Genomic DNA, 25377 nt, shown 5'->3' with positions numbered 1-25377 from the left:
TTACACTCTCCAGAGAATCTGCGCGGCGTAGCCCGCACATGCGAGCAGCCAGACGATGGTCAGCGATTGCAGCAGCAGGCGCACACCGACGGGCTTCACGTAGTCCATCCAGATGTCGCGCACGCCGACCCATGCGTGGTAGAAGAGGGAAAGCAGCATCACGAAGGTCGCGAGCTTCATCCATTGCGCGGCGAAGATCGATGCCCAGCCTTCGTACGAGAAATCGTGCGCGCCGAAGAACAGGACGAGCAGGATGACCGTGTAGACCGCCATGATCGTGGCGGTGATACGCTGCGCGAGCCAGTCACGCAAGCCGTAGTGAGCGCCGACGACGAGGCGCTTCGAGCCGATTCGGTTATTGGCTGCCATTTTCTTAGAATGCTCCGAACAGTTTGAGTGCCATGGCGATCGTCAGCGCGATCGAGACGACAAAGACGACGACTGCCGTCCGCTTGCCGCCTTCCTTCGTGACGGCGTCGTGGTTGACGTCCATCAGCAGGTGGCGAATGCCGGCGCAGAAATGGTGGAAGAAGGCCCACGACAGTGCGAGGACGATCAGCTTGACGATGATGTTGGAGAGGAAAGCCTTGAAGACTTCGAAGCTGAGCTCGGACGTGAGGCTCTGGTCGAAGAGGAACAGCAGGAACGGCAGGAACAAGAACAGCAGCGCGCCGCTGACTCGGTGGAGAATCGACAATATCGCTGCCAGCGGCATGCGATATTTCATCGTGATATCGCCGAATCCGATGTTCCGGTATTCCGGCCTCGGCTTTCTTACTGCATCAGTCATGCTAGACCCCTACTATGTTGTCACACTAATCCGCGATTTTAGCGCCTTTTTATATCGCGCTGCAGCGAAAGTCTGCTCTGGATAGTTGCGCGAACAAGAACAAAGGCGGCCCGAAACGTGCTTCGCGAACGTGGGGAACGCGAACGCACTCGGCTTGAGCCGATACACCGTCAACTCAAGTCATTCTGATAGTAGTACCCGGTCGTGACATACCAGCCGCGACGCACTTCCACCGGTCGGTCTCCGTATGTATAGGACACGCGCTCGACCGACAGCAAAGGGAAACCTGCCGGCACGTGCAGCAGGTCGGCCACCGCCGGCTCCGCCGCGACCGCGCGGATCTTTTCCGTCGCGCGGATCATCCGCGTGCCGAACTCCGTCTCGAACATCGCGTAGAGCGGCCCCTTGTACTCGCTCAGCCGCTCGAACGTGAGCCCGCGGAACATCGCGCCCGGCAGCCAGATCTCGTCGAGCACCGTCACTTCGTTCTCGAACTCCAGCAGGCGGCGCACCTGCACGACCGGATCGGCCGGCTTCAGGTCGAGCTGCCGCGCGATCTCGGCCGGCGCGCGCAGGCGACGGCATTCGAGCAGGCGGCTCACGTGCGGATGCTCGGCACCGTCGTCGGCCAGCAGCCGCAGGAAGCGGAACTGCGCGCGATCTTCATTGTGCGTTGCAACAAAAGTGCCCTTGCCCTGCCGCCGGACCACGAGGTTTTCGGCGGCCAACTCGTCGATCGCCTTGCGGACGGTGCCCTGGCTGACCTTGTAACGGGCCGCCAGCTCCACCTCGCTCGGGATGATCTCACCGGGCTTCCACTCGCCGGTTTCGAGACTTTGCGTGATTAATGACTTAATCTGCTGGTATAACGGGCTGAACGTCGGCGACGGAGCCGCCGCAGGCGAAGGTGCGGGATCGCTCGCGCCCGGCTGCCCTGGGCCGCCTGCGCCGGTCTGATTCGCGGTATTCGCCTGGTTCGATGTCATGGCGCGCATTTCATCACAAACCGCACTTTTAAGTCCACTCAATTTCCGCAAAACATCTGTCTTATATAAGACATATGATACCGTTTGACTTTGAGCCGGACGGCTCCTACACTCCGGGTCGAGCAAGGGTTCGCGGGTGCAAAAGCGCGTCCCCGGCTACGTGCCACGGCCGTCTCCAGGTTCACCGCGTCTGCCATCGCGAGTCCTCCGCCCTGCTTCAATGCAACACTCCGCACAACGCGCATAGAATGGCGTTTTCGCGAGTGTCCAACGCTTTACCCGTCCTGGAGATTTTCAATGGCTAAGCCCGCAAAGCGTGTTGCCGTCACCGGCGCCGCAGGTCAAATCGCTTACTCCCTGCTGTTCCGCATCGCGAACGGCGACCTGCTCGGCAAGGACCAGCCGGTCATCCTGCAACTGCTCGACCTCCCGCAAGCCCAAGGCGCCGTCAAGGGCGTCGTGATGGAACTCGACGATTGCGCGTTCCCGCTGCTCGCGGGCGTCGTGATCACCGACGATCCGAAGGTCGCATTCAAGGATGCCGACGTCGCACTGCTGGTCGGCGCACGTCCGCGCTCGAAGGGCATGGAGCGCAAGGACCTGCTGTCGGCAAACGCCGAAATCTTCACGGTTCAGGGTGCTGCGCTGAACGAAGTCGCGAGCCGCGACGTGAAGGTGCTGGTCGTCGGCAACCCGGCGAACACGAACGCCTACATCGCGATGAAGTCGGCACCGGATCTGCCGAAGAAGAACTTCACGGCGATGCTGCGCCTCGACCACAACCGCGCGCTGTCGCAGCTCGCAGCGAAGTCGGGCAAGCCGGTCGCATCGATCGAGAAGCTCGCCGTGTGGGGCAACCACTCGCCGACGATGTACCCCGACTTCCGCTTCGCGACCGCCGAAGGCGAATCGCTGCTGAAGCTGATCAACGACGACGTGTGGAACCGCGACACGTTCATCCCGACCGTCGGCAAGCGCGGCGCGGCGATCATCGAAGCGCGCGGCCTGTCGTCGGCAGCGTCGGCAGCGAACGCAGCGATCGACCACGTGCGTGACTGGGTCCTCGGCACGAACGGCAAGTGGGTCACGATGGGCATCCCGTCGGACGGCTCGTACGGCATCCCCGAAGACATCATCTACGGCGTGCCGGTCACCTGCGAAAACGGCGAATACAAGCGCGTCGAAGGCCTGGAAATCGACGCGTTCTCGCGCGAGAAGATGGACGGCACGCTGGCCGAGCTGCTCGAAGAGCGCGATGGCGTCGCCCACCTGCTGAAGAACTAAGCATCAAGCACCTCGCCGGGCGGCCCTCGGGCAGCCCGGTTTCGGCCCGGGCCGGCAAGCCGCCGGCCCGGCCGACCGATCCGATCCGCGCACGTTTTGCCGCCCCGCGCTTGCCGCGCCCCCGCCCAGAACGCGTCCGAATCCGATTTTCTCCACGTTGACCCGCTTCCCTGACGTAGACGAGATGGCCGCGCTCACTCCCGCACAAGTGCTGTACGACGGGGCGTCCCCGCCCGCGATCCTGCCCTGCTGTGATCACTACGCGGGCAGCGAAAAGCTGATGCGCAAGTCGCTCGCGCTGCAGGCCGAGCTGGGCCCCGTGTTCGACATCACGCTCGACTGCGAAGACGGCGCCGCCGTCGGCCAGGAAGCCGCGCACGCGGCACTCGTCACCGACATCCTCGGCAGCGACGAGAACCGCTTCGGCCGCGTCGGCGTCCGCATCCACGACTTTTCCCACCCGCACTGGCGCGACGACGTCCGCATCGTGCTGCGCGCATCGCGTGCACCCGCCTACATCACGCTCCCGAAGATCGCCAGCGCCGCCGATGCCGCCGAAATGACCGCGTTCATCGAAGGCACGCGCCGCGAGCTCGGCATCGCACAGCCGATTCCGGTCGACGTGCTGGTCGAGACGCACGGCGCGCTCGCGCAGGCGGCCGCCCTCGCCGCGCTGCCGACGGTCGGCACGCTGAGCTTCGGGCTGATGGATTTCGTCTCCGCGCACCACGGCGCGATTCCCGATTCCGCAATGCGCTCGCCCGGCCAGTTCGAGCACCCGCTCGTGCGCCGCGCGAAGCTGGAAATCGCCGCGGCCTGCCACGCGCACGGCAAGACGCCGTCGCACAACGTGACGACCGAGGTGCGCGACATGAGCGTCGTCGCCGCCGATGCACGCCGCGCGCGCGACGAATTCGCGTTCACGCGGATGTGGAGCATTCATCCCGCGCAGATCCGCCCGATCGTCGACGCATTCGCGCCGCGCACCGACGAAGTCGCGCTGGCCGCCGAGATCCTGCTGGCCGCGCAGGCCGCCGACTGGGGCCCGACGCGCCACGGTGATACGCTGCACGATCGCGCGAGTTACCGCTATTACTGGTCGGTGCTGCGCCGCGCACGGGCCACCGGCCAGCCGGTGCCGGTCGAGGCCGCGCCGCTGTTCGGCCCGGCCGCCGCGGGCGGCGCGCCGTAAGCGCGTACTGCCCGCGCCGATACACGAGTTTCATGCATTCGACGACGCGCGAACCGGATAGAGGTTTGCGAAACGACAAAAAACGTAACGGAGCCCGAAAACCTGATATACACGCGGCCAAATAGGTGAAAATAGCGGCCGCTGCGCGCTTTCGGGGCGCGTGCAGTTTCAAACCGGCCGGCGGCGCAGATTGCCGGCCCTTGTCAACTGATTATCGAAAGGTTCTGACTCCATGAAGAAACTCCTGATCGCTACCGCCATCGGCGCCTTGTCCGCCACGATGCTGGTGTCGGCTCCGAGCGCGTTTGCCCAGGGTACGACCACGACGACCGCGAAGAAGGCAGCGGCCAAGCGCCCGGCGCCGGCCAAGCGCATCATCCCGCGCAGCAAGAAGGCACAGGCACGTGCCGCAGCGAAGGTCGATCCGGTACCGGACGGTGCAGTCAAGTGGTCCTGCAAGGAAGGTCTGTCGTTCGACCTCGCCGGTGACATGAAGCGCGACCAGGTCGTCACGGTTCACTGGGCGAAGAAGAACTACAAGCTGCCGCGTCAGGCCACGACGACGGGCGCCGACACGTTCTACGATCCGGCCGCCGGCTTCAAGCTGGTCGTGATTCCGACCAAGGCGATGCTGTTCTCCGACGCGAACGGCGGCGAACGCCTCGCGGACGAATGCGTGACGCCGGAAATGGCGCAAGGCACGCCGGCACCGACGCAGTCGAACGAGCTGAAGCCGGCAACGAACTAAGCGCGTTCCCATCGGCCCCTCGATGTCCGCCCCGGTCTCCAACGTCCGCCCTGCTCCGGATACGGTACTCGTCGATATCGTCGACTACGTGCTGAATACCGGCATCGACAGCGCGCTCGCGCTGGAGACGGCGCGTCATTGCCTGATCGACACGCTCGGATGCGGACTCGAGGCGCTCTCCTACCCTGCCTGCACCAAGCTGCTCGGCCCCGTCGTGCCCGGCACGATCGTACCGAACGGCGCGAAGGTGCCCGGCACGTCCTTCCAGCTCGATCCCGTCCAGGCCGCCTTCGGCATCGGCGCGATGATCCGCTGGCTGGACTTCAACGACACCTGGCTCGCCGCCGAATGGGGTCATCCGTCCGACAATCTCGGCGGGATCCTGGCGACGGCCGACTGGCTTTCCCGCACGGCCCGCGCGGCCGGCCGCAAGCCGCTCACGATGCGCGACGTGCTGGTCGCGATGATCCAGGCCCACGAGATCCAGGGCTGCCTCGCGCTCGAGAATTCGTTCAATGCAGTCGGGCTCGACCACGTGCTGCTCGTGAAGGTCGCATCGACGGCCGTCGTCGGCCGGCTGCTCGGGCTCACGCGCGACGAGCTGATCAACGCGGTGTCCAACGCGTTCGTCGACGGCCACGCGCTGCGCACCTACCGCCATGCGCCGAACACGGGTTCGCGCAAGTCATGGGCGGCCGGCGACGCAACCTCCCGCGCGGTGCGCCTCGCGCTGATCGCGAAAACGGGTGAAATGGGCTACCCGTCGGCGCTCACCGCCAGGACCTGGGGCTTCTACGACGTGCTGTTCGACGGCAAGCCGTTCCGCTTCCAGCGCCCGTACGGCACGTACGTGATGGAAAACGTGCTGTTCAAGATCGCGTTTCCCGCTGAATTCCACGCGCAAACGGCTGCCGAGGCCGCGCTGCAGCTGCACGCGCAGCTCGCCGCCGCGGGCCGCACGACCGACGACATCAGCCGGATCACGATCCGCACGCACGCGGCCGCGATCCGCATCATCGACAAGCAGGGCCCGCTCGCCAATCCGGCCGACCGCGACCACTGCATCCAGTACATGGTCGCCGTGCCGCTGCTGTTCGGCCGGCTGACCGCGGCCGACTACGAAGATTCGGCCGCCGCCGATCCCCGCATCGACGCGCTGCGCGCGAAGACCGTGTGCGTCGAGGATCCGCAGTTCACGCAGGATTACCACGACCCGGACAAGCGCTCGATCGCGAATGCACTGACGATCGAGTTCAAGGACGGATCGAAGCTTGCCGAGGTGGCGGTCGAATATCCGCTCGGCCACCGGCGGCGCCGGGCCGAAGGCATCCCGCTCCTGGTCGAGAAGTTCAGGACCAACCTTGCCCGCCGCTTCCCGGCCAAGCAGCAACAAGCGATTCTCGACGTGTCGCTGGACCAGGCAAAGCTCGAAGCGATGCCGGTCGATGAGTACGTCGATCTGTACGTGATATAGCCGTCATTTACAGGACACGTAGTTTCCTAGCCTTAAACCCAGGAAAATCACCATGGCCCACAATCTCCACAAGACCCTCAAGGAATTCGACAGCGGTTCCGGCAAAGGCAAGTTCTACTCGCTGCCGCAGCTCGGCAAGGAACTGAAGACGAAGATCGAACGCCTGCCGGTGTCGATCCGTATCGTGCTCGAGTCCGTGCTGCGCAACTACGACGGCAAGAAGATCACCGAAGAGCACATCCAGCAGCTCGCGAACTGGAAGCCGAACGACAAGCGCGTCGACGAGATTCCGTTCGTGGTGTCGCGCGTCGTGCTGCAGGATTTCACGGGCGTGCCGCTGCTCGCCGACATCGCGGCCATGCGCGGCGTCGCGGAGCGTACCGGCAAGAATCCGAAGAAGATCGAGCCGCTGGTCCCGGTCGATCTCGTCGTCGATCACTCGGTGCAGATCGACTACTTCCGCCAGAAGGACGCGCTCGACCTGAACATGAAACTGGAATTCCAGCGCAACAACGAGCGCTACCAGTTCATGAAGTGGGGCATGCAGGCATTCGACACGTTCAAGGTCGTGCCGCCGGGCGTCGGCATCGTCCACCAGGTGAACCTGGAATACCTCGCGCGCGGCGTCCACAAGAAGGCGGACGGCGGCGACACCGTGTACTACCCGGACACCCTCGTCGGCACCGACAGCCACACGACGATGATCAACGGCATCGGCGTGGTCGGCTGGGGCGTGGGCGGCATCGAGGCTGAAGCCGGCATGCTCGGCCAGCCGGTGTACTTCCTGACGCCGGACGTCGTCGGCGTCGAGCTGAAGGGCAAGCTGCGCGAAGGCGTGACGGCCACCGACCTGGTGCTGACGATCACCGAAATGCTGCGCAAGGAGAAGGTCGTCGGCAAGTTCGTCGAGTTCTTCGGCGAAGGCACGAAGTCGCTGTCGCTGCCGGACCGCGCGACGATCGGCAACATGGCGCCGGAATACGGCGCGACGATGGGCTTCTTCCCGGTCGACGAAAAGACGATCGAGTACTTCGAAGGCACGGGCCGCACGAAGGCCGAAATCGCCGCGTTCGAAAACTACTTCAAGGCGCAGAAGCTGTTCGGCATCCCGAAGGCCGGCGACATCGACTACACGAAGGTCGTCACGCTGGATCTGACGACGGTCGCGCCGTCGCTGGCCGGCCCGAAGCGCCCGCAGGACCGCATCGAGATCGGCCACGTCAAGTCGACGTTCACCGACCTGTTCTCGAAGCCGGTCGCGGAAAACGGCTTCGCGAAGAAGGCGGAAGACCTGGCCGCGCAATACACGACGAGCAACGGCGTCGACGTGAAGAACGGCGACATCCTGATCGCCGCGATCACGTCGTGCACCAACACGTCGAACCCGAGCGTGCTGCTGGCCGCCGGCCTGCTCGCGAAGAAGGCGGTCGAGGCCGGCCTCACGGTCGATCCGAAGATCAAGACCTCGCTCGCGCCGGGATCGCGCATCGTCACCGAGTACCTGACGAAGACGGGCCTGCTGCCCTACCTGTCGAAGCTCGGCTTCGAAGTCGCGGCCTACGGCTGCACGACCTGTATCGGCAACGCGGGCGACCTCACGCCGGAGCTGAACGAAGCGATCACGAAGAACGACATCGTCGCGGCAGCCGTGCTGTCGGGCAACCGTAACTTCGAAGCGCGTATCCACCCGAACATCCGCGCGAACTTCCTCGCGTCGCCGCCGCTGGTCGTCGCCTACGCGATCGCCGGCAACATCACGCGCGACCTGATGACCGAGCCGGTCGGCAAGGGCAAGGGCGGCCGCGACATCTACCTCGGCGACATCTGGCCGACGAGCGAGGAAATCCACGCGCTGCTGAAGTTCGCGCTTGACCCGAAGAAGTTCGAGGACAACTACTCGAAGCTGACCAAGAAGGGCGACCTCTGGAGCAAGATCGAGGGCGAATCGGGCCAGGTCTACGACTGGCCGAAATCGACGTACATCGCCGAACCGCCGTTCTTCGGCGACGACTTCTCGATGGAACCGGCTGCCTCGATCCCGACGGTCAAGGGCGCGCGCGCACTGGGCATCTTCGGTGACTCGGTCACGACCGACCACATCAGCCCGGCAGGCTCGATCAAGGAAGACTCGCCGGCAGGCAAGTGGCTGAAGGAAAACGGCGTGCAGAAGGCCGACTTCAACAGCTACGGCTCGCGCCGCGGCAACCACGACGTGATGATGCGCGGCACGTTCGCGAACGTCCGGATCAAGAACCTGATGATCCCGGCGAAGGCAGACGGCACGCGCGTCGAAGGCGGCCTGACGATCCACCAGCCGAGTGGCGAGCAGCAGTCGATTTACGACGCGGCGATGCAGTACGTCGCAGCCGGCACGCCGACCGTCGTGTTCGCGGGCGAAGAGTACGGCACCGGCTCGTCGCGCGACTGGGCCGCGAAGGGCACGCAACTGCTCGGCGTGAAGGCCGTGATCGCACGCAGCTTCGAGCGCATCCACCGCTCGAACCTGGTCGGCATGGGCGTGCTGCCGCTGCAGTTCAAGGGCGCGGATAGCGTCCAGTCGCTCGGCATCACCGGTGAAGAAACGTACGACATCGAAGGCCTCGGCGACGACTTCAAGCCGCAACAGGACGTCACGCTCGTGATCCACCGCAAGAACGGCGAATCGCAGCGCGTGCCGGTGCTGCTGCGCATCGATACGCCGATCGAAGTCGACTACTACAAGCACGGCGGGATCCTGCCGTTCGTGCTGCGCTCGCTGCTCGCAGCGTAAGCGCCCTGCACCTTGCAGGTGCCGCAGCCGCCTCGCGGGCGGTTGCGGCCGATTTGGATGCCCGACCTCGTGTCGGGCTTTTTTTGCCTGCGCGCTACGCCGCCTGACCGGTCGTGCGGCGCGTCACGCCGCCTTGTCGGCCCGCGCCTTCGTGCCTGCGCCCGCTCGCCGGGTGTTCTTCTTCAGATGCGTGCGGTTGTAGTCGATCGCCGCGCGCACCAGATTCTTCAGTGCCCGCTTGTCGAGCTTGTCGCCTTCGAAGAAATCGATCGCACGCCGCGCATTGCCGTCGAGGCCGTCGTTAAAGAGCTTGTCGGGATCGGGCAACTGCGCGCCGTGCATGAAGGTCAGTTTCACCTTGCCCTTGTGCGCGTTCGCCACCGCAATCATCCCGTCGCACGACCATACGGGGCTGCCCATCCATTTCCATTCCTCGACGATGCCCGCTTGCGCGTCGAGGATCGTCTGGCGCAGGTCGGCGAAGGTCTTGCCGCGCCAGTCGGCGATGCCGGCGATCAGCGCGTCGATACGCTCCGACGGCGTGAGATCCGCTGTGCTCATGCGCGAGCCTCCGTGCGTTCGTCGGGGCCAGCCAGCACCTGTTCGAGCGAGTCGAAGAAGCGCGCCCAGCCGTGCTGCGCACCGCGGTACGCCTGCTCCTGGTCGTGACGGAAGCCGACCTGTTCCATCCGCAGGTGCGTGCCGCGCGGCGTTGGCGTGAGCGTCCACGTGACGACGCTTTCGAGGCCGTACGCGGCCCACGTGTAGGACAGCGTGCGCGGCGGTTCGATCGCCAGCACGGTGCAGTCGACCGAGCCCCAGTCCGCACGGAAGCTGAAGGCGCGGCCCGCGACGGGCTCGAAGTCGCTCTTCATCAGCCACGCCTCGATCAGGTGCGGCTGCGTGAGCGCGCGCCAGATCTTCTCCGGCGGATGAGGCAGCTCCCGGTCGACGACGACGGAGCGCGTTTCGGTGGTGGCCTGGTTCATTACGGGTCCATCCTTTTCAGAAGATCTTCGAGGGCATCGAACCGGGTCTGCCAGAAGCCGGCCATCTGGCTCGTCCAGTCGATCAACGGGGCCAGCGCTTGAGGCTGCGCGCTGTAGTGCGTCTGCCGGCCTTCGTGACGGTCGCTCACGAGCCCGGCCTGCTTCAGGACGCCCAGATGCTTCGAGACGGCCGGCTGCGAGACGCCCGCATGGGCCGTCAGCGCGGCAACCGTCAGCTCGCCGTCCGCGCACAGCCGCTCGAAGAGCGCGCGGCGCGTGGGATCAGCCAGTGTCCTGAAAAGCATGTCGTGTGCGTTCTGCATGCCCAAATCCATAACCCGATGGTTATGGATTGAAGCATATCCGCTGATCGACGCACGTCAAGGCGGAATCTCGCGAACGACGCCACGCGATCTTGCGCGTGCCCGCTATCCGCCGCGCCGGGGCGTCCACGCCACCGAATTCGAATCTTTCCTCTAATCCGCAATTGCCGCATGCGATCCGAAAGACACCCGCAAGACTGCCGGAAGCACCGTTCCACAGTTCGGGAAACGTTTGCGCTCGAGCGACCCCAATTTTGTGCACGCGCGAATCCGTTCCTGTCGTGTCGCGGCGTTTGACCACATAGTGCGACGCGGCATGCGACAACGACCGGTCGCGCGCGATGCGTTCACACGGTGATTCGCTCCGCGATCGCGCACGTTCCGGCGTCGTGGCGAGCGACTCGTGCGCGCGAGCGTCGCGCGCCGCTGCGCCGCCGTATCGCGAACCGGTTCCGCTCGCCGCTGCCGCAATTCCCATGCGCGCATGACGCAGCACCGGCGTGCACCCGCGCCGATGTCAGAACTGACAGCTATGGAAAATGGCAGCTACCCGAACGGCACCGACGCCCTACGCTCGTCACCGCTCGCGGCCCCACAAGGGCCGGGGGTTCCAGTAACGTCGCCTCTCCTAAAAAAGGACTCCCGATGAAAAGGAACACCTGGTTTGCCCTTCCCCTTCCGTCGCCCCGCCGCCTCGCGTGCGTGGCACCGTTCGTGTTCGCCGCCGCCGCGGCGCATGCGACGACGGATTGGGTCGATACGCATACGAAGGCCTTTCTGACCGGCCCGCAGTTGATGGCGCGCAGCGCGGCGCCGTCGCTCGAACTGGCAGGCGGTGAAACGACCAACGTCGTCGTCAGCCTGAAACTGCGCAACGCCGCGCAGCTCAAGCAACTGGCGCGCGACGTGAACCGGCCCGGCAGCGCGCATTACCGCCAGTACCTCACGCACGAGCAGTTCCTCGCCAACTACGCGCCGACCGATGCGCAGGTCAAGTCGGTCGTCGACTATCTGCACAAGAGCGGCTTCGTGAACGTCGAGGTCGCGCCGAACCGCCTGCTGGTCTCCGCCAGCGGCACGGCCGCCACGGTGAAGACCGCATTCAACACGTCGCTCGTGCACTTCGACTACGCGGGTCACTCGGGCTTCGCGAACACGTCGACTGCGCAGGTACCGCGCGCGCTCGGCGACGTCGTCGGCTCGGTGCTCGGGCTGCAGAACGTTGCACACGCGCGGCCGCTGCTGCGCATCGGCAACGTGTCGAAGCCGCAGGCGCTGGCAGCCGGCACGGCGACCGGCCACTATCCGAAGGAATTCCCGGGCCTCTACAACGCAACCGGCGTGCCGACCGCAGCCGGCGTCACCGTCGGCATCATCACGATCGGCGGCGTGTCGCAGACGCTGCAGGACCTGAAGCAGTTCACGTCGAGCAACGGCTACGGCGCGGTGTCGACGCAGACCATCAAGACGAACGGCACCGGCGGCAGCTACACCGATGACCAGGAAGGTCAGGGCGAATGGGATCTCGACAGCCAGTCGATCGTCGGCTCGGCCGGCGGCCAGGTCGGCAAGCTCGTGTTCTACATGGCCGATCTCAATGCGAGCGGCAACACGGGCCTCACGCAGGCGTTCAACCGCGCGGTGTCGGACAACACCGCGAAGGTGATCAACGTATCGCTCGGCTGGTGCGAGACCGACGCGAGCGCGGACGGCACGCTCGACGCCGAGGAACAGATCTTCACGACTGCCGCGGCGCAAGGCCAGACGTTCTCCGTTTCGTCGGGTGACGAAGGCGTGTACGAGTGCAACAACCGCGGCTATCCGGACGGCTCGAACTACACGGTGTCGTGGCCGGCATCGTCGCCGCACGTGCTCGCGATCGGCGGCACGACGCTCTACACGACGTCGTCGGGCGCGTTCTCCAGCGAGACGGTGTGGAACGAAGGGCTCGACGGCAACGGCAAGCTGTGGGCGACGGGCGGCGGCGTCAGCACGATCCTGCCCGCGCCGTCGTGGCAGTCGGGCAGCAACCGCCAGTTGCCGGATGTCGCGTTCGACGCCGCGCAAAGCACCGGCGCGTACATCTACAACTACGGCCAGTTGCAGCAGATCGGCGGCACGAGCCTCGCCGCGCCGATCTTCACCGGCCTCTGGGCGCGCCTGCTCGCAGCGAACGGCACGGGCCTCGGCTTCCCGGCCGGCAAGTTCTACGCCGACATTCCGTCGAACCCGTCGCTCGTGCGCTACGACGTGGTGTCGGGAAACAACGGCTATCAGGGGTATGGCTACAACGCAGGCACCGGCTGGGATTACACGACCGGCTTCGGCAGCCTGAACATCGCGAACCTCAACCAGCTGATCAAGTCGGGCGGGTTCTAAGCGAAGCGTGAACGCCGGCGCGTGGCGGTGGTCGGCCGCGCGCCGGCTCGAGACGTTCCCGCGATCGTCGTTCGGCCATCGGCTTGCGCCGCAACCGCGCCGCCCTACTCCGTCGCCTGCTCGCCCACACGCTCCGACGCGGCCGGCACACCGGCCCGATGCGACGGCGCAAAAAGCCGCAATCCGCTCGCGACACTCGCGGCCCCGGCGAAGCCCGCGCCGAGCATCAGCGCGAGCGTCGGCCCGTGGCGCCCCGCGATCCCGAACGACAGCGCGACGAGCGCCGCGCCCGTCGCCTGCCCGATCAGCCGCGCGGTCGCGATGATCCCGCTCGCGCCGCCGCTGCGCTCGGGCGGTGCGCTCGACATCAGCGCCTTCAGGTTCGGCGACTGGAAGAAACCGAAGCCCGCGCCGCACAGCATCATCCGCCAGCCGATGTCGATGACGCCGGGCGCCGCCGGCAACGCGGCGAGCGACACCATGCCCGCGCTCAGCAACGCCAGACCGATCGCGCCGAGCAGGCCCGGCGGATAGCGATCCGACAAGCGCCCCGCGATCGGCGCGGCGAGCGCGACGATCGCCGACCACGGCGTCATCAGGAAGCCCGTCTCGACCGCATTGCGATGCAGGACGGTTTCGAAATAGAACGGCAGCGACACGAACGCGAGCCCCTGTGCAGCGAACGCGCACACCGCGGTCAGCGCGGACAGCGTGAACACCGGCCGCCGAAACAGGTCGACCGGCAGCATCGGCGCCGGGTGCCCGGCCTGACGGCGAATCAGCAGCCAGCCGAAGGTGAGCGCGACCGCGGCCGCCGCGAACACGATGGAAAACGGCCCGCGCTGCGCGAACTCGCCGAGCGCGAAGATCAGCGATGCAAACGTGATCACGTTGAACAGCGCCGCGACCGGATCGAACGCATGCTTGCCGCGCGCCGTCTGCGGCAGCGACGGAATCGCCACGGCAAGCGCGAACACGCCGAGCGGCACGTTCACCGCGAACAGCCACGGCCATGCGGCGACCGACAGGATCAGCGAAGCGATGGTCGGCCCCACCGCGAACGACACGCCGACCACGAGCGCGTTGAAGCCGACGCCGCGCCCGAGCCGGTGCGCGGGAAACAGGCCGCGGATCAGCGCGACGTTCACGCTCATGATCGCGCTCGCACCGAAGCCCTGCACGATCCGCGCGGCCGTCAGCATCGGCAGCGTCGACGCGAGCGAGCAGCCGAGCGACGCCACCGTGAACACCGCGAGCCCGGCGATATACACGCGCTTGTGGCCGACGATGTCGCCGAGCGACGCGAACGGCAGCAGCGTCGCGACCATCGCGAGCTGGTACGCGTTGATGATCCAGACGGACGCGGCCGGCGACGCATGCAGGTCGGCGGCAATCGCGGGCAGCGCGGTGTTCGCGATCGCGGTGTCGAGCGTCGCGAGCGCGACGGCCAGCAGCACGGCGGACATCGCGCGCCAGTTGACGGCCGGCTCATGCGCGCCGGCGGGGGAAGCGAATTCGGACAAGATGAGGCTCGGCTGACGAGCGACGCGTTGCGCCGCGTCGCGGATTGGAATCGCGGCGGCGTTCCGGACGCACCGCACGGAACGCGCGCCGCCGCGCCCCGTATTGTTGCAGAGCCGCATCGAACGTGCAGGCGGCCGCCTCGTCAGTCAGCGAAATGAAAGCAAATGCGTGGCCGCGCAGGATGCACGGCCACGCAGGCTCGCCGCGTCAGCTCACCGCGCGCCGCGCATTGCGACCGCGCAGCCATTCGAGCGCCAGCAGCAGGCTCGTCGAGAAGATGATCAGGATCGTTGCGAGCGCAGCGATCGTCGGGCTGATGTTCTCGCGGATGCCGGTGAACATCTGGCGCGGCAGCGTCGTCTGGTCGGCGCCCGCGAGGAACAGCGTGACGACGACTTCGTCGAACGACGTCGCGAACGCGAACAGCGCGCCGGACATCACGCCCGGTGCGATCACCGGCAGCGTCACGCGGAAGAACGTCGACACCGGATTCGCGCCGAGCGACAGGCTCGCGCGCACGAGGTTCTGGTTGAAGCCCTGCAGGGTTGCCGCCACCGTCGTCACGACGAACGGCACGCCGAGCGCCGCGTGCGCCGCGATCAGCCCCGTGTAGGTGTTCGCGAGCCCGAGCGGCGCGAAGAACAGGTACATGCCGACACCGACCACGACGACCGGCACGATCATCGGCGACAGCAGCACGGCCATCAGCAGCCCCTTGCCGCGGAAGTCGGCCTTCGTGAGGCCGTTCGCGGCGAGCGTGCCGAGCACGGTCGCGACGACGGTCGCCGACGGCGCGACGATGAAGCTGTTCTTCGCGGCCATCCGCCACTCGTCCGATGCGATCAGGTTCTCGTACCAGCGCATCGAGAAGCCCGGGATCGGATAGACGAGGAACGTGCTCGACGAGAACGACAGCGGCACGATCGCGAGCACCGGCAGGATCAGGTACAGCAGCGTCAGCACGACGAGCACGCGCAATGCGACGTACCACGCGCGCTCGACGAACGACATGTGCGGCGCGAACAGCGGCCTGGCGAGTTTCATGGTTCGAATCCCCTTCCCGTTTCGTTGCACGCGGCGCTCAGCCGAGGCTCACGTTGGTGCGAGTGAAGCGCCCGTACACCGCGTACAGCACGAGCGTCGCCGCGAGCAGCAGCCCGCCGAGCGCGCACGCCATGCCCCAGTTGATCGTCACGTTCGTGAAGTACGCAACGTAGTAGCTGACCATCTGGTCGTTCGGCCCGCCGAGCAGCGCGGGCGTGATGTAGTAGCCGATCGCGAGAATGAACACGAGCAATGCGCCGGCGCCGACGCCCGGGTAGGTCTGCGGCACGTACACGCGCCAGAACGCGGCGAACGGATGGCTGCCGAGCGACACGGCCGCGCGCTGGTAGGTCGGCGGGATCGACTTCATCACGCTGTACAGCGGCAGGATCATGAATGGCAGCAGGATGTGCGTCATCGAGATGTACACGCCGACGCGGTTGAACAGCAGCGTCAGCGGATGCGAGATCAGCCCGCTGCCGATCAGCGCCGTATTGATGAGCCCTTCGCTCTGCAGCAGCACGATCCACGCGGCAACGCGCACGAGCACCGATGTCCAGAACGGAATCAGCACGAGGATCATCACGAGGTTCGCGCGCCGCTCCGACAGCGTCGAGATCCAGTACGCGAGCGGATAGCCGAGCAGCAGCGCGAACAGCGTGACGGCGGCGCCGATCACGAACGTGCGGCCGAAGATCGCGAGATAGATCGACTGGTCGGGGTCGGCCTGCACGATGTGGCCGAAGCCGTCCTGCTTGTGGTCGAGCGCGGCGAGCAGGTAGAACGGCGAATACGCGCTGCCGTTCTTCGCGATCGCCTGCCAGTAGGCGGCGTCGCCCCAGCGCGAATCGAGCTCGACCAGCTTGTCGCGCGTCTGCGCGGGCGTCAGTGCCGCGTCGCCAGCCCCACCCTCGCCCTTCAGCGGCATCGCGCGCGCCGTCTTCGCGACGAGCGAGCGATAGCCGGGAATCTCGGTGTTCAGCCGCCGCGCGAGCGCACCCATCGCCTCGCTGTCGGCCACCTTCGTCATGTCGGCCGCGAGTGCGACATACGCGGCGTCGGCCGGCGGCGCCTTGCGGTCCCAGCTCGACAGCGCCCTGACCGTGTTCGGCAGTGCTGCGGCGATCTCGGGGTTCTGCACGGCGCGCGTGAGCAGCGCGCCGATCGGCACGACGAAAATCAGCAGCAGGAAAATCGCGAGCGGCGCGACCAGCAGCAGTGCCATCGTGCGCTTGCGGGCCTCGGCGGCCTTCAGCTCGCGCTTGAGCGCGGCGTTCGACGGCGAGGAAGGCGCGATCGTCATCGTATTCAACGGTTCTCTCCGGCCGGGCACGATCCGGCGGAAGGCCGCGCGACACGATCGACGCGTCGCGCGGCCGGTTGCATCAGGATGCCTGAACGACGGTTACTTCGTCGCCCATGCGGCGAAACGCTGCTCGAGCTCGTCGCTGTGGTCGGTCCAGAAGCCGATATCTTCCAGCACCGCGTTCTTGCCGTTGGCCGGCGAGTTCGGCAGGTTCGCCAGCGTCTTCGCGTCGAGCGACTTGATCGCCGCGATGTTGGTCGGGCCGTACGCGATGTGCTGCGCGTAGCCCTGCTGCGGCTTCGGCGTCAGCGTGTACGCGATGTACTGCTCGGCCAGCGCCTTGTTCGGCGAGCCCTTCGGAATCGCCCAATAGTCGAGGTCGTAGATGCTGCCGTTCCACACGACCTTCAGGTTCTTGCCTTCCTTCTGCGCGGCGTCGATGCGGCCGTTGTACGCGGTCGACATCACGACGTCCCCGGCCACGAGGAACTGCGGCGGCTGCGCGCCCGCTTCCCACCACTGGATGTACGGCTTCAGCTCGTCGAGCTTCTTGAACGCGCGGTCCTGGCCGGCCTTCGTGCCGAGCACCTTGTACACGTCCTTCGTCGGAACGCCGTCGGCCATCAGCGCGAATTCGAGGTTGTAGCGCGCGCCCTTGCGCATGCCGCGCTTGCCGGGGAATTTCTTCACGTTCCAGAAATCGGCCCAGCCGGTCGGCGCCGATTTCAGCTTGTCCGCGTTGTACGACAGCGCCGTCGACCACACGAAGAAGCCGACGCCGCACACCTGCGGCGATTCCGGAATCAGGTCGGATTTCTTCGCGATCTTCGACCAGTCGAGCTTCTCGTACAGCCCTTCGTCGCAGCCGCGGTTCAGGTCGCCCGATTCGACTTCGACCACGTCCCAGTTGACGTGCTTCGCCTCGACCATCGCCTTCACTTTCGCCTGCTCGCCGTTGTATTCGACGGCCGTGACCTTGTTGCCGGTCGCCTTCTCGAACGGCTGGTTGAACGCGGCCTTCTGTGCGTCGCCGTTCGCGCCGCCGAAGTTGACGACCGTGAGTTCGGCAGCCGATGCCGATGCGCCGACGACGGCGAGCGCCAATGCCAGCGCGGTGCGCCGTGCGGTAATGCGTGCTCGGTTCATGGTGGTTCCTCTCCTCTCGTGGTGGAAGTGGGCAGTTGTTGTTGACGACGTGCTACGGAAAATCGGGAAAACCCTGCTCAAGCGAACACGCGCAGGTGTTCGGGCGAGAACGCGAGCGCGACCGGTGCGCCGGGCGAGAACGCATCGAGCGCGCCGGTGCCGAGCGGCACCTTCACGAAGCATTCGTCCTGGCCGGGCAGCGCGCAGCGCATGCGCACGTGGTCGCCGAAATAGATGAGGCTGCGCGCCTCGCCGCTCAGCTGGTTGGCAGCCGAGCCGTTCGCGTGTCCGTTCGCGCCGTGCGCGGCGAGGCTCATGCGTTCGGGGCGGATGCACGCGACGGCCGGGGCACCCTCGGCCGCATCGCCGATGCGGCGGCCGACGAGCCTGGTGCCGTCGTCGAGCCTGAATTCGCAGAATTCGCCGTCGACGCGCGCGATGGTGCCGCGCAGCCGGTTGCTGTCGCCGATGAAGTTCGCGACGAATTCGTTGCACGGCGATTCGTACAGGCGGTCGACGGTGTCGAGCTGCTGCACGATGCCCTTGTCGAACACGGCGACGCGATCGGACATCGTCAGCGCCTCGCCCTGGTCGTGCGTCACGTACACGAAGGTCACGCCGAGTTTTTCGTGCAGCGCCTTCAGTTCGTACTGCATGTGTTCGCGCAACTGCTTGTCGAGCGCGCCGAGCGGCTCGTCCATCAGCACCAGCTTCGGCTCGAACACGAGCGCGCGCGCCAGCGCGATGCGCTGCTGCTGGCCGCCCGACAGCTGCGCCGGGTAGCGCTTCGCGAAGCGCTCCATCTGCACCATCTTCAGCGCGTGCGCGACGCGTTCCGCGCGCTCGGCCGCCGGCAGCTTGCGCACGGTCAGCGGATACGCGACGTTCTGCTCGACCGTCAGGTGCGGAAACAGCGCGTAGTTCTGGAACACCATGCCGATGTTGCGCTTGTGCGGCGGCACGTTGTTCAGCAACTCACCGTCGAGGCGGATCTCGCCGCCGGTCGGGAATTCGAAGCCGGCCAGCATCATCAGGCAGGTGGTCTTGCCCGAGCCGGACGGCCCGAGCAGCGTCAGGAATTCCCCGCGGTGGATATCGAGGTCGAGCGATTTGACGACCAGCGTCTCGCCGTCGTAGGTCTTCCGCACGCCGCGAAAGCTGACGATCACATCATCGGACTTCATCGTGGCTGTCCCCTTGCTTCGCGACAATTGATTTTGAGATGCGAGCCACTATACGGCGCCCACGGTTCTACAATAGGGAACCATTTCAATATTACTAGTAGGACCACTTTGGATACCGTGATCCTCGCCGACTGGCTCTCCGCCCGCCTCGACCGCAGCTCGCCCGAGCCGATGTACCGGCAGTTGCTGCAGCAGATGCAGCAGGCCATCCTGACCGGGGAATTGGGGCCGGGAACGAAGCTGCCGAGTTCGCGCACGCTCGCGGCCGACCTGTCGATCGCGCGCAATACCGTGCTGCACGTGTACGACCAGCTGACGGCCGAAGGTTACGTGCTGACGACCACCGGCAGCGGCACCTACGTGGCCGACACGCGGCCGGACGCCGCGGCGATCCACGTGCCGGGCGCCGTGCCGCCGCCGTCGAGCGCCGATGAACCGCCGCTGCCGGACGCGCAGGGCGGCCTGTCGATGCGCGGGCGGCAACTGATCGAGCACGCGGGCGTGTCGCGGCGCCAGTGGGGCGCGTTCATGCCGGGCGTGCCGGACGTGTCGGAGTTCCCGAGCCGGACGTGGAGCCGCCTGCAGGCGCGGCTGTGGAAGGAAGCGAATCCCGAGCTGCTGACCTATGCGCCGGGCGGCGGCTACCGGCCGTTGCGGCGGGCGCTTGCCGATTACCTGCGCGTCGCGCGCTCGGTCAAATGCACGCCGGACCAGGTGATCATCACGACGGGCATCCACCAGTCGATCGATCTCGCGGTGCGGCTGCTGTCCGACATCGGCGATCGCGCATGGGTCGAGGAGCCGTGCTACTGGGGCGTACGCAGCGTATTGCAGGCGGCCGGCCTCACGCTGACGCCGGTGCCGGTCGACCAGGAAGGGCTCGACCCGCGTGCCAGCGACATGCAGCATCCGCCGCGGCTCGCGCTCGTCACGCCGTCGCACCAGTACCCGCTCGGGATGGTGATGAGCCTCGCGCGTCGCCGGATGCTGCTCGAATACGCGCGCCAGCACCGCTGCTGGATCATCGAGGACGACTACGACAGCGAGTTCCGCTACGGCAGCCGCCCGCTCGCGTCGCTGCAGGGGCTCGACGACGGCGGCCGCGTGATCTACGTCGGCAGCCTCGGCAAGATGCTGTTCCCGGGGCTGCGGATGGGCTACATGGTCGTGCCCGAGCATCTGGTCGACACGTTCCGCACCGGGCTGTCGGAGTTGTACCGCGAGGGCCAGCTGATGCAGCAGGCCGTGCTCGCCGAATTCATCATGGACGGCCACCTGACTTCGCACGTCAGACGAATGCGCACGCTGTACGGCGAGCGCCGGCAACTGATGATCGACGCGATCCGCGCGCGCTTCGGCGACGCGCTGCCCGTGATGGGCGACGAGGCAGGCCTGCATCTCGTGCTCGGCCTGCCCGACGCCTGCGACGATCGCGCGGTCACGCAGAGCGCGTTCGATGCGGGCGTGATCGTGCGCCCGCTCACCAGCTACTACAGCAGCCTCGACACCGCGCGGCGCGGCCTGCTGCTCGGCTATGCGTGCGTCCCGCACGAAGGTATCGGCCCCGCGTTCGACACGCTCGCGAACACCATCGAGCGACACCTGCCGCAGGACCTCACGCGCGCGGCATAGCGGCGCTCATGCGCCGCGCCGCCCGCGCTTCTCACCTTACCGCGCGCTGCCCGCCCCGCGATCGAGCGATGCCGCGCGCACCGCTTCGCCGGGCTTCGTGAACACGCGCTGCCGCAGCGCGGCGATCTGCGCGTCGCGATCCTGCGGCGTCAGGCCCGCCGACTCGATCTGCGCACGCTGCGCCGCATAGTCCGCATAGCGGCTCTGCCACGACGCGTCGTCCTGCTGCAGTTGCGCCACGCGTGCAGCGGCTTCGGGGCCGAGCGTCTGCGTCAGTTGCGCGCGCATCGCATCGGGCGTCGCCCCGCTCTTCTGCAACTGCGCGATCTGGTCGATCGCGGCGCGCTGCTTGTCGATGCGCTGCTGCGCGGCGCGTTCGTCGGCCGGCATCTGCTGTTCGAGCGCAGCGAGCCGCTCGGCCTTCTGCGCATCCGTCAGCGTCCGATCCTGCGTGATCTTCAGCCGCGCGAGATCGTAGCGCTGCCGCCACTGCTCCGCACCGAAAAACGGCTGGCTCCAGTCACCGAGCGTGCGATATGCAATCGACGCGCGCTGATCGAGCGCGAGCTGCAGTGCGCCGAGGTCGGACTTGTCGACCGCGCCGGCATCGCGCAGTTTCGCGAGTGCGTCGAGATACGCGCGATAGCGATGCCATACGTCGAGCGCCTCGACCTGCGCCACGGTGCCGTCGAGTTGTGCGGCAATCTCGCGCACGACGAACGCATCGAGCGCGGGCGCACTCAGGTCGCTCTGCGCGGTCAGGCAGTAGTCGAAGAAGTCGCGCACCGCGTGCGACTTCGCGAGGTGGCCGCCGGCATCGAGCGGCAACCGGGGTGCGCTGGAGCCGGCCAGCGACGGCGGCAGGCCCGCGCTTGCCGGCACGGCGGCCTGCGGCGGTGCGGCAGCCAATCCGCCTGCCGCCGGCACATCCGGCGCTTCGCCGCCAACGCCCGTCCCGCGATGCCAGCCCGCACCGCTCCACATCGCCACGCCGGCAATCGCCGCCAGCCCCACGACACCATAAATCATGGCGCGCCGCGCCAGCGGCGCGCGTCCTTCACGTGCCGTCATCGATTACACGCCCGCCAGCTTCAGACGGTTCGCATGCGTGCGGATCACCGCGACCGGATCTTCCGCATACGCACCGCGCACGCCGAGCAGCTGGTTGACCTCGTCGAGATGGTTCCACTTGTAGCTCGTGCTCAGCACCTTGCCGTACAGCGCACTGCACTTCGACACGAGCCCGTCGTTCTGCCCGGAGCCGCGGTTGATCATCACCGTGCCGGTGCCGAGCAGCGCGAGCGTCGACAGATCGAGTGCGTTCGCCGGATCGACGACCGGAATGGTGCTCGTGTCCGTCGCCCCAGTGACGCCGAACAGCGAGAGCGTCGGCTGGATTGCCGTGCCGGCCCACGAGTACAGCAGATGCGTGTTGCCGCCGACGGTTTCGGTCGGCGCACCGGTCTGGCAACTGCCCGGCGCACCCAGGCCCGCGCTCGGGTAGTTCTGGTTGTACGTGGCGGCCCGTGCGGTGGTCAGCGTCTGCAGCGCGGCGAGCGCGTCCTGGTTCGTGTTGTGGCTGCTGCTCGTCAGGATCCCGAACACATTCACGAACGCGGCGATCACCGAGGACGAAAGCCCGGTCGGATCGTACGCAAGCACGTTCTGCACGAAGTCGGCGAATTCGGAGCCGCGATGCGGCGTGCCGATCGTCGTCACCGACGCGACGAGATCGGGCGCGACGGCCGCGACATAGCGCGACGTGAGCCCGCCCTGGCTGTGGCCGACGAGATTGACCTTGGTCGCCCCCGTCGCCGCGAGCACCGTCTTCACGTAAGCGAGCAACTGTTCGCCGCGCCCGTTCGGGCCGTCGTCGCTCTGGAACCCCGACAGGTTCGCGACGTAGACAGTCGCACCGTTCTGTTGCAGGTCCTCCTGGATCCCGTACCAATACTCGAGCACGCCGGCGTACTTGTCGGTACCTGTGAGCCCATGCACGAGGATGATCGGATAACGCGTCGCCGCGTAGCCATCGGCGGGCGCGGTCGCCGCCATCGCCGCGTGCGTCGTCGCGAGCGTCATTGCCGCAGTCGTCCCCGCGAACGGCGCGATGCTCATCGCGCATGCCACTGCCCCTGCCACCACCCTGGAACGCATCGTATTGGCCATGCATGTTCTCCTGATTATTGTGCTGCCGGTGCGAATGAAGCCGAATCGACACGCACTATGCGTCGCCAGCATCGCGACCACGGTGTGCGTCGAATGCGGGAGTGAATCACGAGTCGCGAACGTTTGCGCCCTGACTAGACACGGTTCTCTAATCGGTTGACGCGCCCCGCCCGTTCGGGCGGGGCCGCGTTCATGCATGCGCATGCTGCAATGCACACGCGCGCTGCGTTACAACTTCGCACTCACGCGCACCCATGCGGTCCGGCCCGGCTCCATCACCGGCGCGTTCGCCGGGTAGCCGAAGCCCGCGTTGCCGGCGAGGTTCAGGTGCTCGGTGTAGGCCTTGTTCAGCACGTTGTCGACGCCGACCGAGATCTGCACGGTCTTGCTGACGTTGTATTGCGTATGCAGCGAGAGCACACCGAATCCGGCGCTCGGGCCGAAGTCCTTGCCGACCACGTTGCCCTCGTTCAGCGCATAGCGATGCTGCGGCGCAACGATGCGCCACAGCCCCCCTGCCGACCACGCACCCCGCGTGTATTCGAGCCCGATGCGTGCCTCGAGCGGCGGCATCTGCGGCAACGGATCGCCGGTTGCGACGTTGCGCCCCCATGTATACGCGAGCGACGTCTCGACGCGCAGCGGCGAAACCGGTTTCCACGACACGCCCGCTTCGCCCCCCATGATCTGCGCGTTGACGTTGGTTGCCTGCGTGGTCGGGCCCATCATGCCGGCCGCGTAGTTGAACAGGATGAAGTCCTGAACATAACCCGCATACGCCGACACCCATGCATCGAGCCGGGCGCTCTTGTATTGCGCACCGATGTCGAGCTGCGTGGTCTTCTCCGGCTGCACCGCCGAAAACGCGTTGACCGAACCGGCGGGCCCGCGCTTCGCGGAAAACAGCTCCCAGTAGTCGGGATAGCGCTCCGTATGGCCGACGCCCGCGTACCACGTGACCGGCAGCGACGCGAGATCGCGCTCGTAGCGGACGAAACCGCTCGGCAGCACGCGCGTGCGATCGTCGTCGAAGGTCGGGTTCGGCATGCGCTTCATCGTGCCGCTCGTCGTCGCGCGTTTGTCGCGTGCGCTCGCATAGTCGATGCGCGCACCGCCGATCACGCGCGACACGTCGCTCGCGTACCACGTCAGCTCGCCGAACACGCCTGCGTTCCACATCGTCGCCTGCGCATTCCACGGCTGGTCGCCGTAGTTCTGCCGCCCCATCGCCGAGCGTGAGTCGAGCCGGTTCGATTGCGCATCGACGCCCGTCACGAGCTTGAAGTCGTCGGCAAGACGGAACGTCGCGGCCGCGCGCGCGCCGAACGTGCGACGCCGCACGTCCGACGCCATCCGCATCGGCATGCTGCTGGTCGGGTCCGGTTGCCGCAACGTGTAGTTGTCCATCACGTGATCGGCTTCGTTGTAGTACACGCGTGCCTCGATCCGGTCGAGCACGTCGCCGAGATGCCGCTTGTCGAATGACAGGCCGAACGTCTCGCGGCGGAAATGCGCGCCATCCATCCCGCGCCCCGCGTAGCGCGCATAGCCGTCGCCGGTGCCGGCGGTCAGCTCGACGCGCGTGTGGTCGTCCGGCGTCCAGCCAAGCGCCGCATCGGCATTCCACTTGTCCCACTGCGACGGCACGGTGTTGCCGTTGCCGTCCTTGTAGTCCTGCGAATGCGCGTGGTTCGCGGTCACGCGGCCATAGACGTCCGGCGTGCCGGCCGTCACGTCGATGTTCTGGTCGTTGCGGCCGAACGACCCGCCGACCAGGCTGCCGTCGAAGCGCATGCCGGGCTTGTCGAAGCGCGGCGTCACGCGCTCGAACATCACGGTGCCGGCCGACGCGCCGGGACCGTACAGCACCGTCTGCGGCCCCTTCACGACGGTGACCTTGTCATAGCTTTCCGGCGCGATATACGACGTCGGCGCATCCATCCGGCCCGGACATGCGCCGAGCGTCGACATCCCGTTCGCCAGGATGTTCAGCCGCGAGCCGAACATCCCGCGCAGCACGAGGTCGCCGTTGGTGCCGCCGCTGCGGATCGACGTGAAACCGGGGATCGTCTTCAGGTAATCCGCGCCGTCGCTGGCGGGCAGCGGCTGGCGCGGGGTCTTCGGATCCGTGACGACGACGAGCGGCGTCGACAGCGGCGATGCGACGACTTCGATGGCCGGCAGCGGCGCGGCCGTCTCGTCGGTCGGCGCGCCGGATACGCGCGCCGTTTCGGCGGCCGCGGCGCTCGCGGCCAATGCGCCGACAGCGAGCGCGGGAACGGTGAGTTTCAGCACGCGCGGCATGCGCCGCGCACAGGCATTGCGTGACGCCCGCGGCGGACGCAACCGGAAAATGGTCATGATCGAAAGCCCGAGTGACGCCCTCCACGCGGCCTCGACGGACCGCACGGATATCGGCGATGAATGGAACGGAAAC

The 25377-nt window shown here is 66.7% G+C and carries 21 protein-coding genes; 7 read left to right on the top strand and 14 right to left on the bottom strand.

Annotated features, from left to right (window positions below; translation table 11 throughout):
• The 3 genes from sdhD to CFB34_RS08135 form a co-directional block, all read right to left on the bottom strand.
• Nucleotides 1–369 (bottom strand): succinate dehydrogenase, hydrophobic membrane anchor protein, encoded by a 369-nt coding sequence (gene sdhD, locus CFB34_RS08145; RefSeq protein ID WP_011355745.1) that lies wholly within the window; start codon nucleotides 367–369, stop codon nucleotides 1–3.
• Nucleotides 370–373: 4 nt separating this feature from the next.
• Nucleotides 374–790, bottom strand: coding sequence for a succinate dehydrogenase, cytochrome b556 subunit (sdhC, locus tag CFB34_RS08140; protein WP_034185792.1), 417 nt, complete (start codon nucleotides 788–790; stop codon nucleotides 374–376).
• Nucleotides 791–960: 170 nt separating this feature from the next.
• Nucleotides 961–1785, bottom strand: a complete 825-nt coding sequence (locus CFB34_RS08135) for a GntR family transcriptional regulator (RefSeq protein WP_039358249.1) — start codon at nucleotides 1783–1785, stop codon at nucleotides 961–963.
• 288 nt (nucleotides 1786–2073) lie between these two features.
• Between CFB34_RS08135 and CFB34_RS08130 the strand changes: the two genes are divergently transcribed.
• The 5 genes from CFB34_RS08130 to acnA all read left to right on the top strand — a co-directional run bounded on the left by CFB34_RS08130 (nucleotide 2074) and on the right by acnA (nucleotide 9244).
• Nucleotides 2074–3060: a malate dehydrogenase gene (locus tag CFB34_RS08130; protein WP_006479357.1), complete on the top strand. Its 987-nt coding sequence runs from the start codon at nucleotides 2074–2076 to the stop codon at nucleotides 3058–3060.
• Between the two features lie 184 nt (nucleotides 3061–3244).
• Entirely contained in the window at nucleotides 3245–4252 is a 1008-nt protein-coding gene (locus tag CFB34_RS08125; protein WP_089442944.1) for an aldolase/citrate lyase family protein, read from the top strand.
• Between the two features lie 232 nt (nucleotides 4253–4484).
• Nucleotides 4485–5000: a hypothetical protein gene (locus CFB34_RS08120; RefSeq protein ID WP_089442945.1), complete on the top strand. Its 516-nt coding sequence runs from the start codon at nucleotides 4485–4487 to the stop codon at nucleotides 4998–5000.
• A 22-nt stretch (nucleotides 5001–5022) separates the two neighbouring features.
• Complete coding sequence (locus CFB34_RS08115; protein WP_089442946.1) at nucleotides 5023–6474, top strand: bifunctional 2-methylcitrate dehydratase/aconitate hydratase; 1452 nt, start codon at nucleotides 5023–5025, stop codon at nucleotides 6472–6474.
• A gap of 52 nt (nucleotides 6475–6526) precedes the next feature.
• The gene (gene acnA, locus CFB34_RS08110) at nucleotides 6527–9244 is read left to right on the top strand and encodes an aconitate hydratase AcnA (RefSeq protein ID WP_089442947.1); all 2718 of its coding nucleotides are present in this window, start codon (nucleotides 6527–6529) and stop codon (nucleotides 9242–9244) included.
• A 123-nt stretch (nucleotides 9245–9367) separates the two neighbouring features.
• Here acnA and CFB34_RS08105 read toward each other — a convergent pair whose 3' ends face one another.
• Genes CFB34_RS08105 through CFB34_RS08095 form a run of 3 tightly spaced genes read right to left on the bottom strand, consistent with a single transcriptional unit; the run spans nucleotide 9368 to nucleotide 10556 of the window.
• Entirely contained in the window at nucleotides 9368–9805 is a 438-nt protein-coding gene (locus CFB34_RS08105) for a DUF1801 domain-containing protein (protein WP_089442948.1), read from the bottom strand.
• Nucleotides 9802–10233: an SRPBCC domain-containing protein gene (locus tag CFB34_RS08100; RefSeq protein ID WP_089442949.1), complete on the bottom strand. Its 432-nt coding sequence runs from the start codon at nucleotides 10231–10233 to the stop codon at nucleotides 9802–9804. The genes CFB34_RS08105 and CFB34_RS08100 overlap by 4 nt, the downstream gene beginning before the upstream one ends.
• Complete coding sequence (locus CFB34_RS08095; protein WP_089442950.1) at nucleotides 10233–10556, bottom strand: metalloregulator ArsR/SmtB family transcription factor; 324 nt, start codon at nucleotides 10554–10556, stop codon at nucleotides 10233–10235. Before CFB34_RS08095 ends, CFB34_RS08100 begins: the two co-directional genes overlap by 1 nt.
• Nucleotides 10557–11201: 645 nt before the next feature.
• On the opposite strand from CFB34_RS08095, the gene CFB34_RS08090 reads away from it, so the two are divergent.
• On the top strand, nucleotides 11202–12935 hold the full coding sequence (locus tag CFB34_RS08090; RefSeq protein WP_089442951.1) for a S53 family peptidase: 1734 nt from the start codon (nucleotides 11202–11204) through the stop codon (nucleotides 12933–12935).
• A 104-nt stretch (nucleotides 12936–13039) separates the two neighbouring features.
• On the opposite strand, the gene CFB34_RS08085 is transcribed toward CFB34_RS08090, so the two are convergent.
• The 5 genes from CFB34_RS08085 to CFB34_RS08065 form a co-directional block, all read right to left on the bottom strand.
• Nucleotides 13040–14458 carry an MFS transporter gene (locus CFB34_RS08085; protein ID WP_089443372.1) on the bottom strand — a complete coding sequence of 473 codons (1419 nt, stop codon included), beginning with the start codon at nucleotides 14456–14458 and terminating at the stop codon, nucleotides 13040–13042.
• A 208-nt stretch (nucleotides 14459–14666) separates the two neighbouring features.
• Nucleotides 14667–15503 (bottom strand): ABC transporter permease, encoded by an 837-nt coding sequence (locus CFB34_RS08080; RefSeq protein WP_089442952.1) that lies wholly within the window; start codon nucleotides 15501–15503, stop codon nucleotides 14667–14669.
• A 37-nt stretch (nucleotides 15504–15540) separates the two neighbouring features.
• The gene (locus CFB34_RS08075) at nucleotides 15541–16806 is read right to left on the bottom strand and encodes an ABC transporter permease (RefSeq protein ID WP_179243765.1); all 1266 of its coding nucleotides are present in this window, start codon (nucleotides 16804–16806) and stop codon (nucleotides 15541–15543) included.
• Between the two features lie 102 nt (nucleotides 16807–16908).
• Nucleotides 16909–17955 carry an ABC transporter substrate-binding protein gene (locus CFB34_RS08070; RefSeq protein ID WP_039358217.1) on the bottom strand — a complete coding sequence of 349 codons (1047 nt, stop codon included), beginning with the start codon at nucleotides 17953–17955 and terminating at the stop codon, nucleotides 16909–16911.
• 77 nt (nucleotides 17956–18032) lie between these two features.
• Nucleotides 18033–19139 carry an ABC transporter ATP-binding protein gene (locus CFB34_RS08065; RefSeq protein WP_089442954.1) on the bottom strand — a complete coding sequence of 369 codons (1107 nt, stop codon included), beginning with the start codon at nucleotides 19137–19139 and terminating at the stop codon, nucleotides 18033–18035.
• A gap of 108 nt (nucleotides 19140–19247) precedes the next feature.
• Here CFB34_RS08065 and CFB34_RS08060 point away from each other — a divergent pair, with 108 nt between their 5' ends.
• Nucleotides 19248–20771 (top strand): PLP-dependent aminotransferase family protein, encoded by a 1524-nt coding sequence (locus tag CFB34_RS08060; protein ID WP_089442955.1) that lies wholly within the window; start codon nucleotides 19248–19250, stop codon nucleotides 20769–20771.
• 36 nt (nucleotides 20772–20807) lie between these two features.
• Here the strand turns inward: CFB34_RS08060 and CFB34_RS08055 are convergent, their stop codons facing one another.
• The 3 genes from CFB34_RS08055 to CFB34_RS08045 all read right to left on the bottom strand — a co-directional run bounded on the left by CFB34_RS08055 (nucleotide 20808) and on the right by CFB34_RS08045 (nucleotide 25301).
• Entirely contained in the window at nucleotides 20808–21842 is a 1035-nt protein-coding gene (locus tag CFB34_RS08055) for a lipase secretion chaperone (RefSeq protein WP_089442956.1), read from the bottom strand.
• Between the two features lie 3 nt (nucleotides 21843–21845).
• Nucleotides 21846–22940, bottom strand: coding sequence for a triacylglycerol lipase (locus tag CFB34_RS08050; RefSeq protein ID WP_089442957.1), 1095 nt, complete (start codon nucleotides 22938–22940; stop codon nucleotides 21846–21848).
• Nucleotides 22941–23168: 228 nt separating this feature from the next.
• Entirely contained in the window at nucleotides 23169–25301 is a 2133-nt protein-coding gene (locus CFB34_RS08045) for a TonB-dependent copper receptor (RefSeq protein WP_089442958.1), read from the bottom strand.
• Nucleotides 25302–25377: the final 76 nt, after the last annotated feature.

Origin of the sequence: Burkholderia sp. HI4860 (assembly GCF_002223045.2) — a bacterium.
GTDB lineage: Bacteria > Pseudomonadota > Gammaproteobacteria > Burkholderiales > Burkholderiaceae > Burkholderia.
The sequence above is the reverse complement of the archived record's forward strand: the minus strand, read 5'-3'. Positions and strand labels throughout refer to the sequence as shown.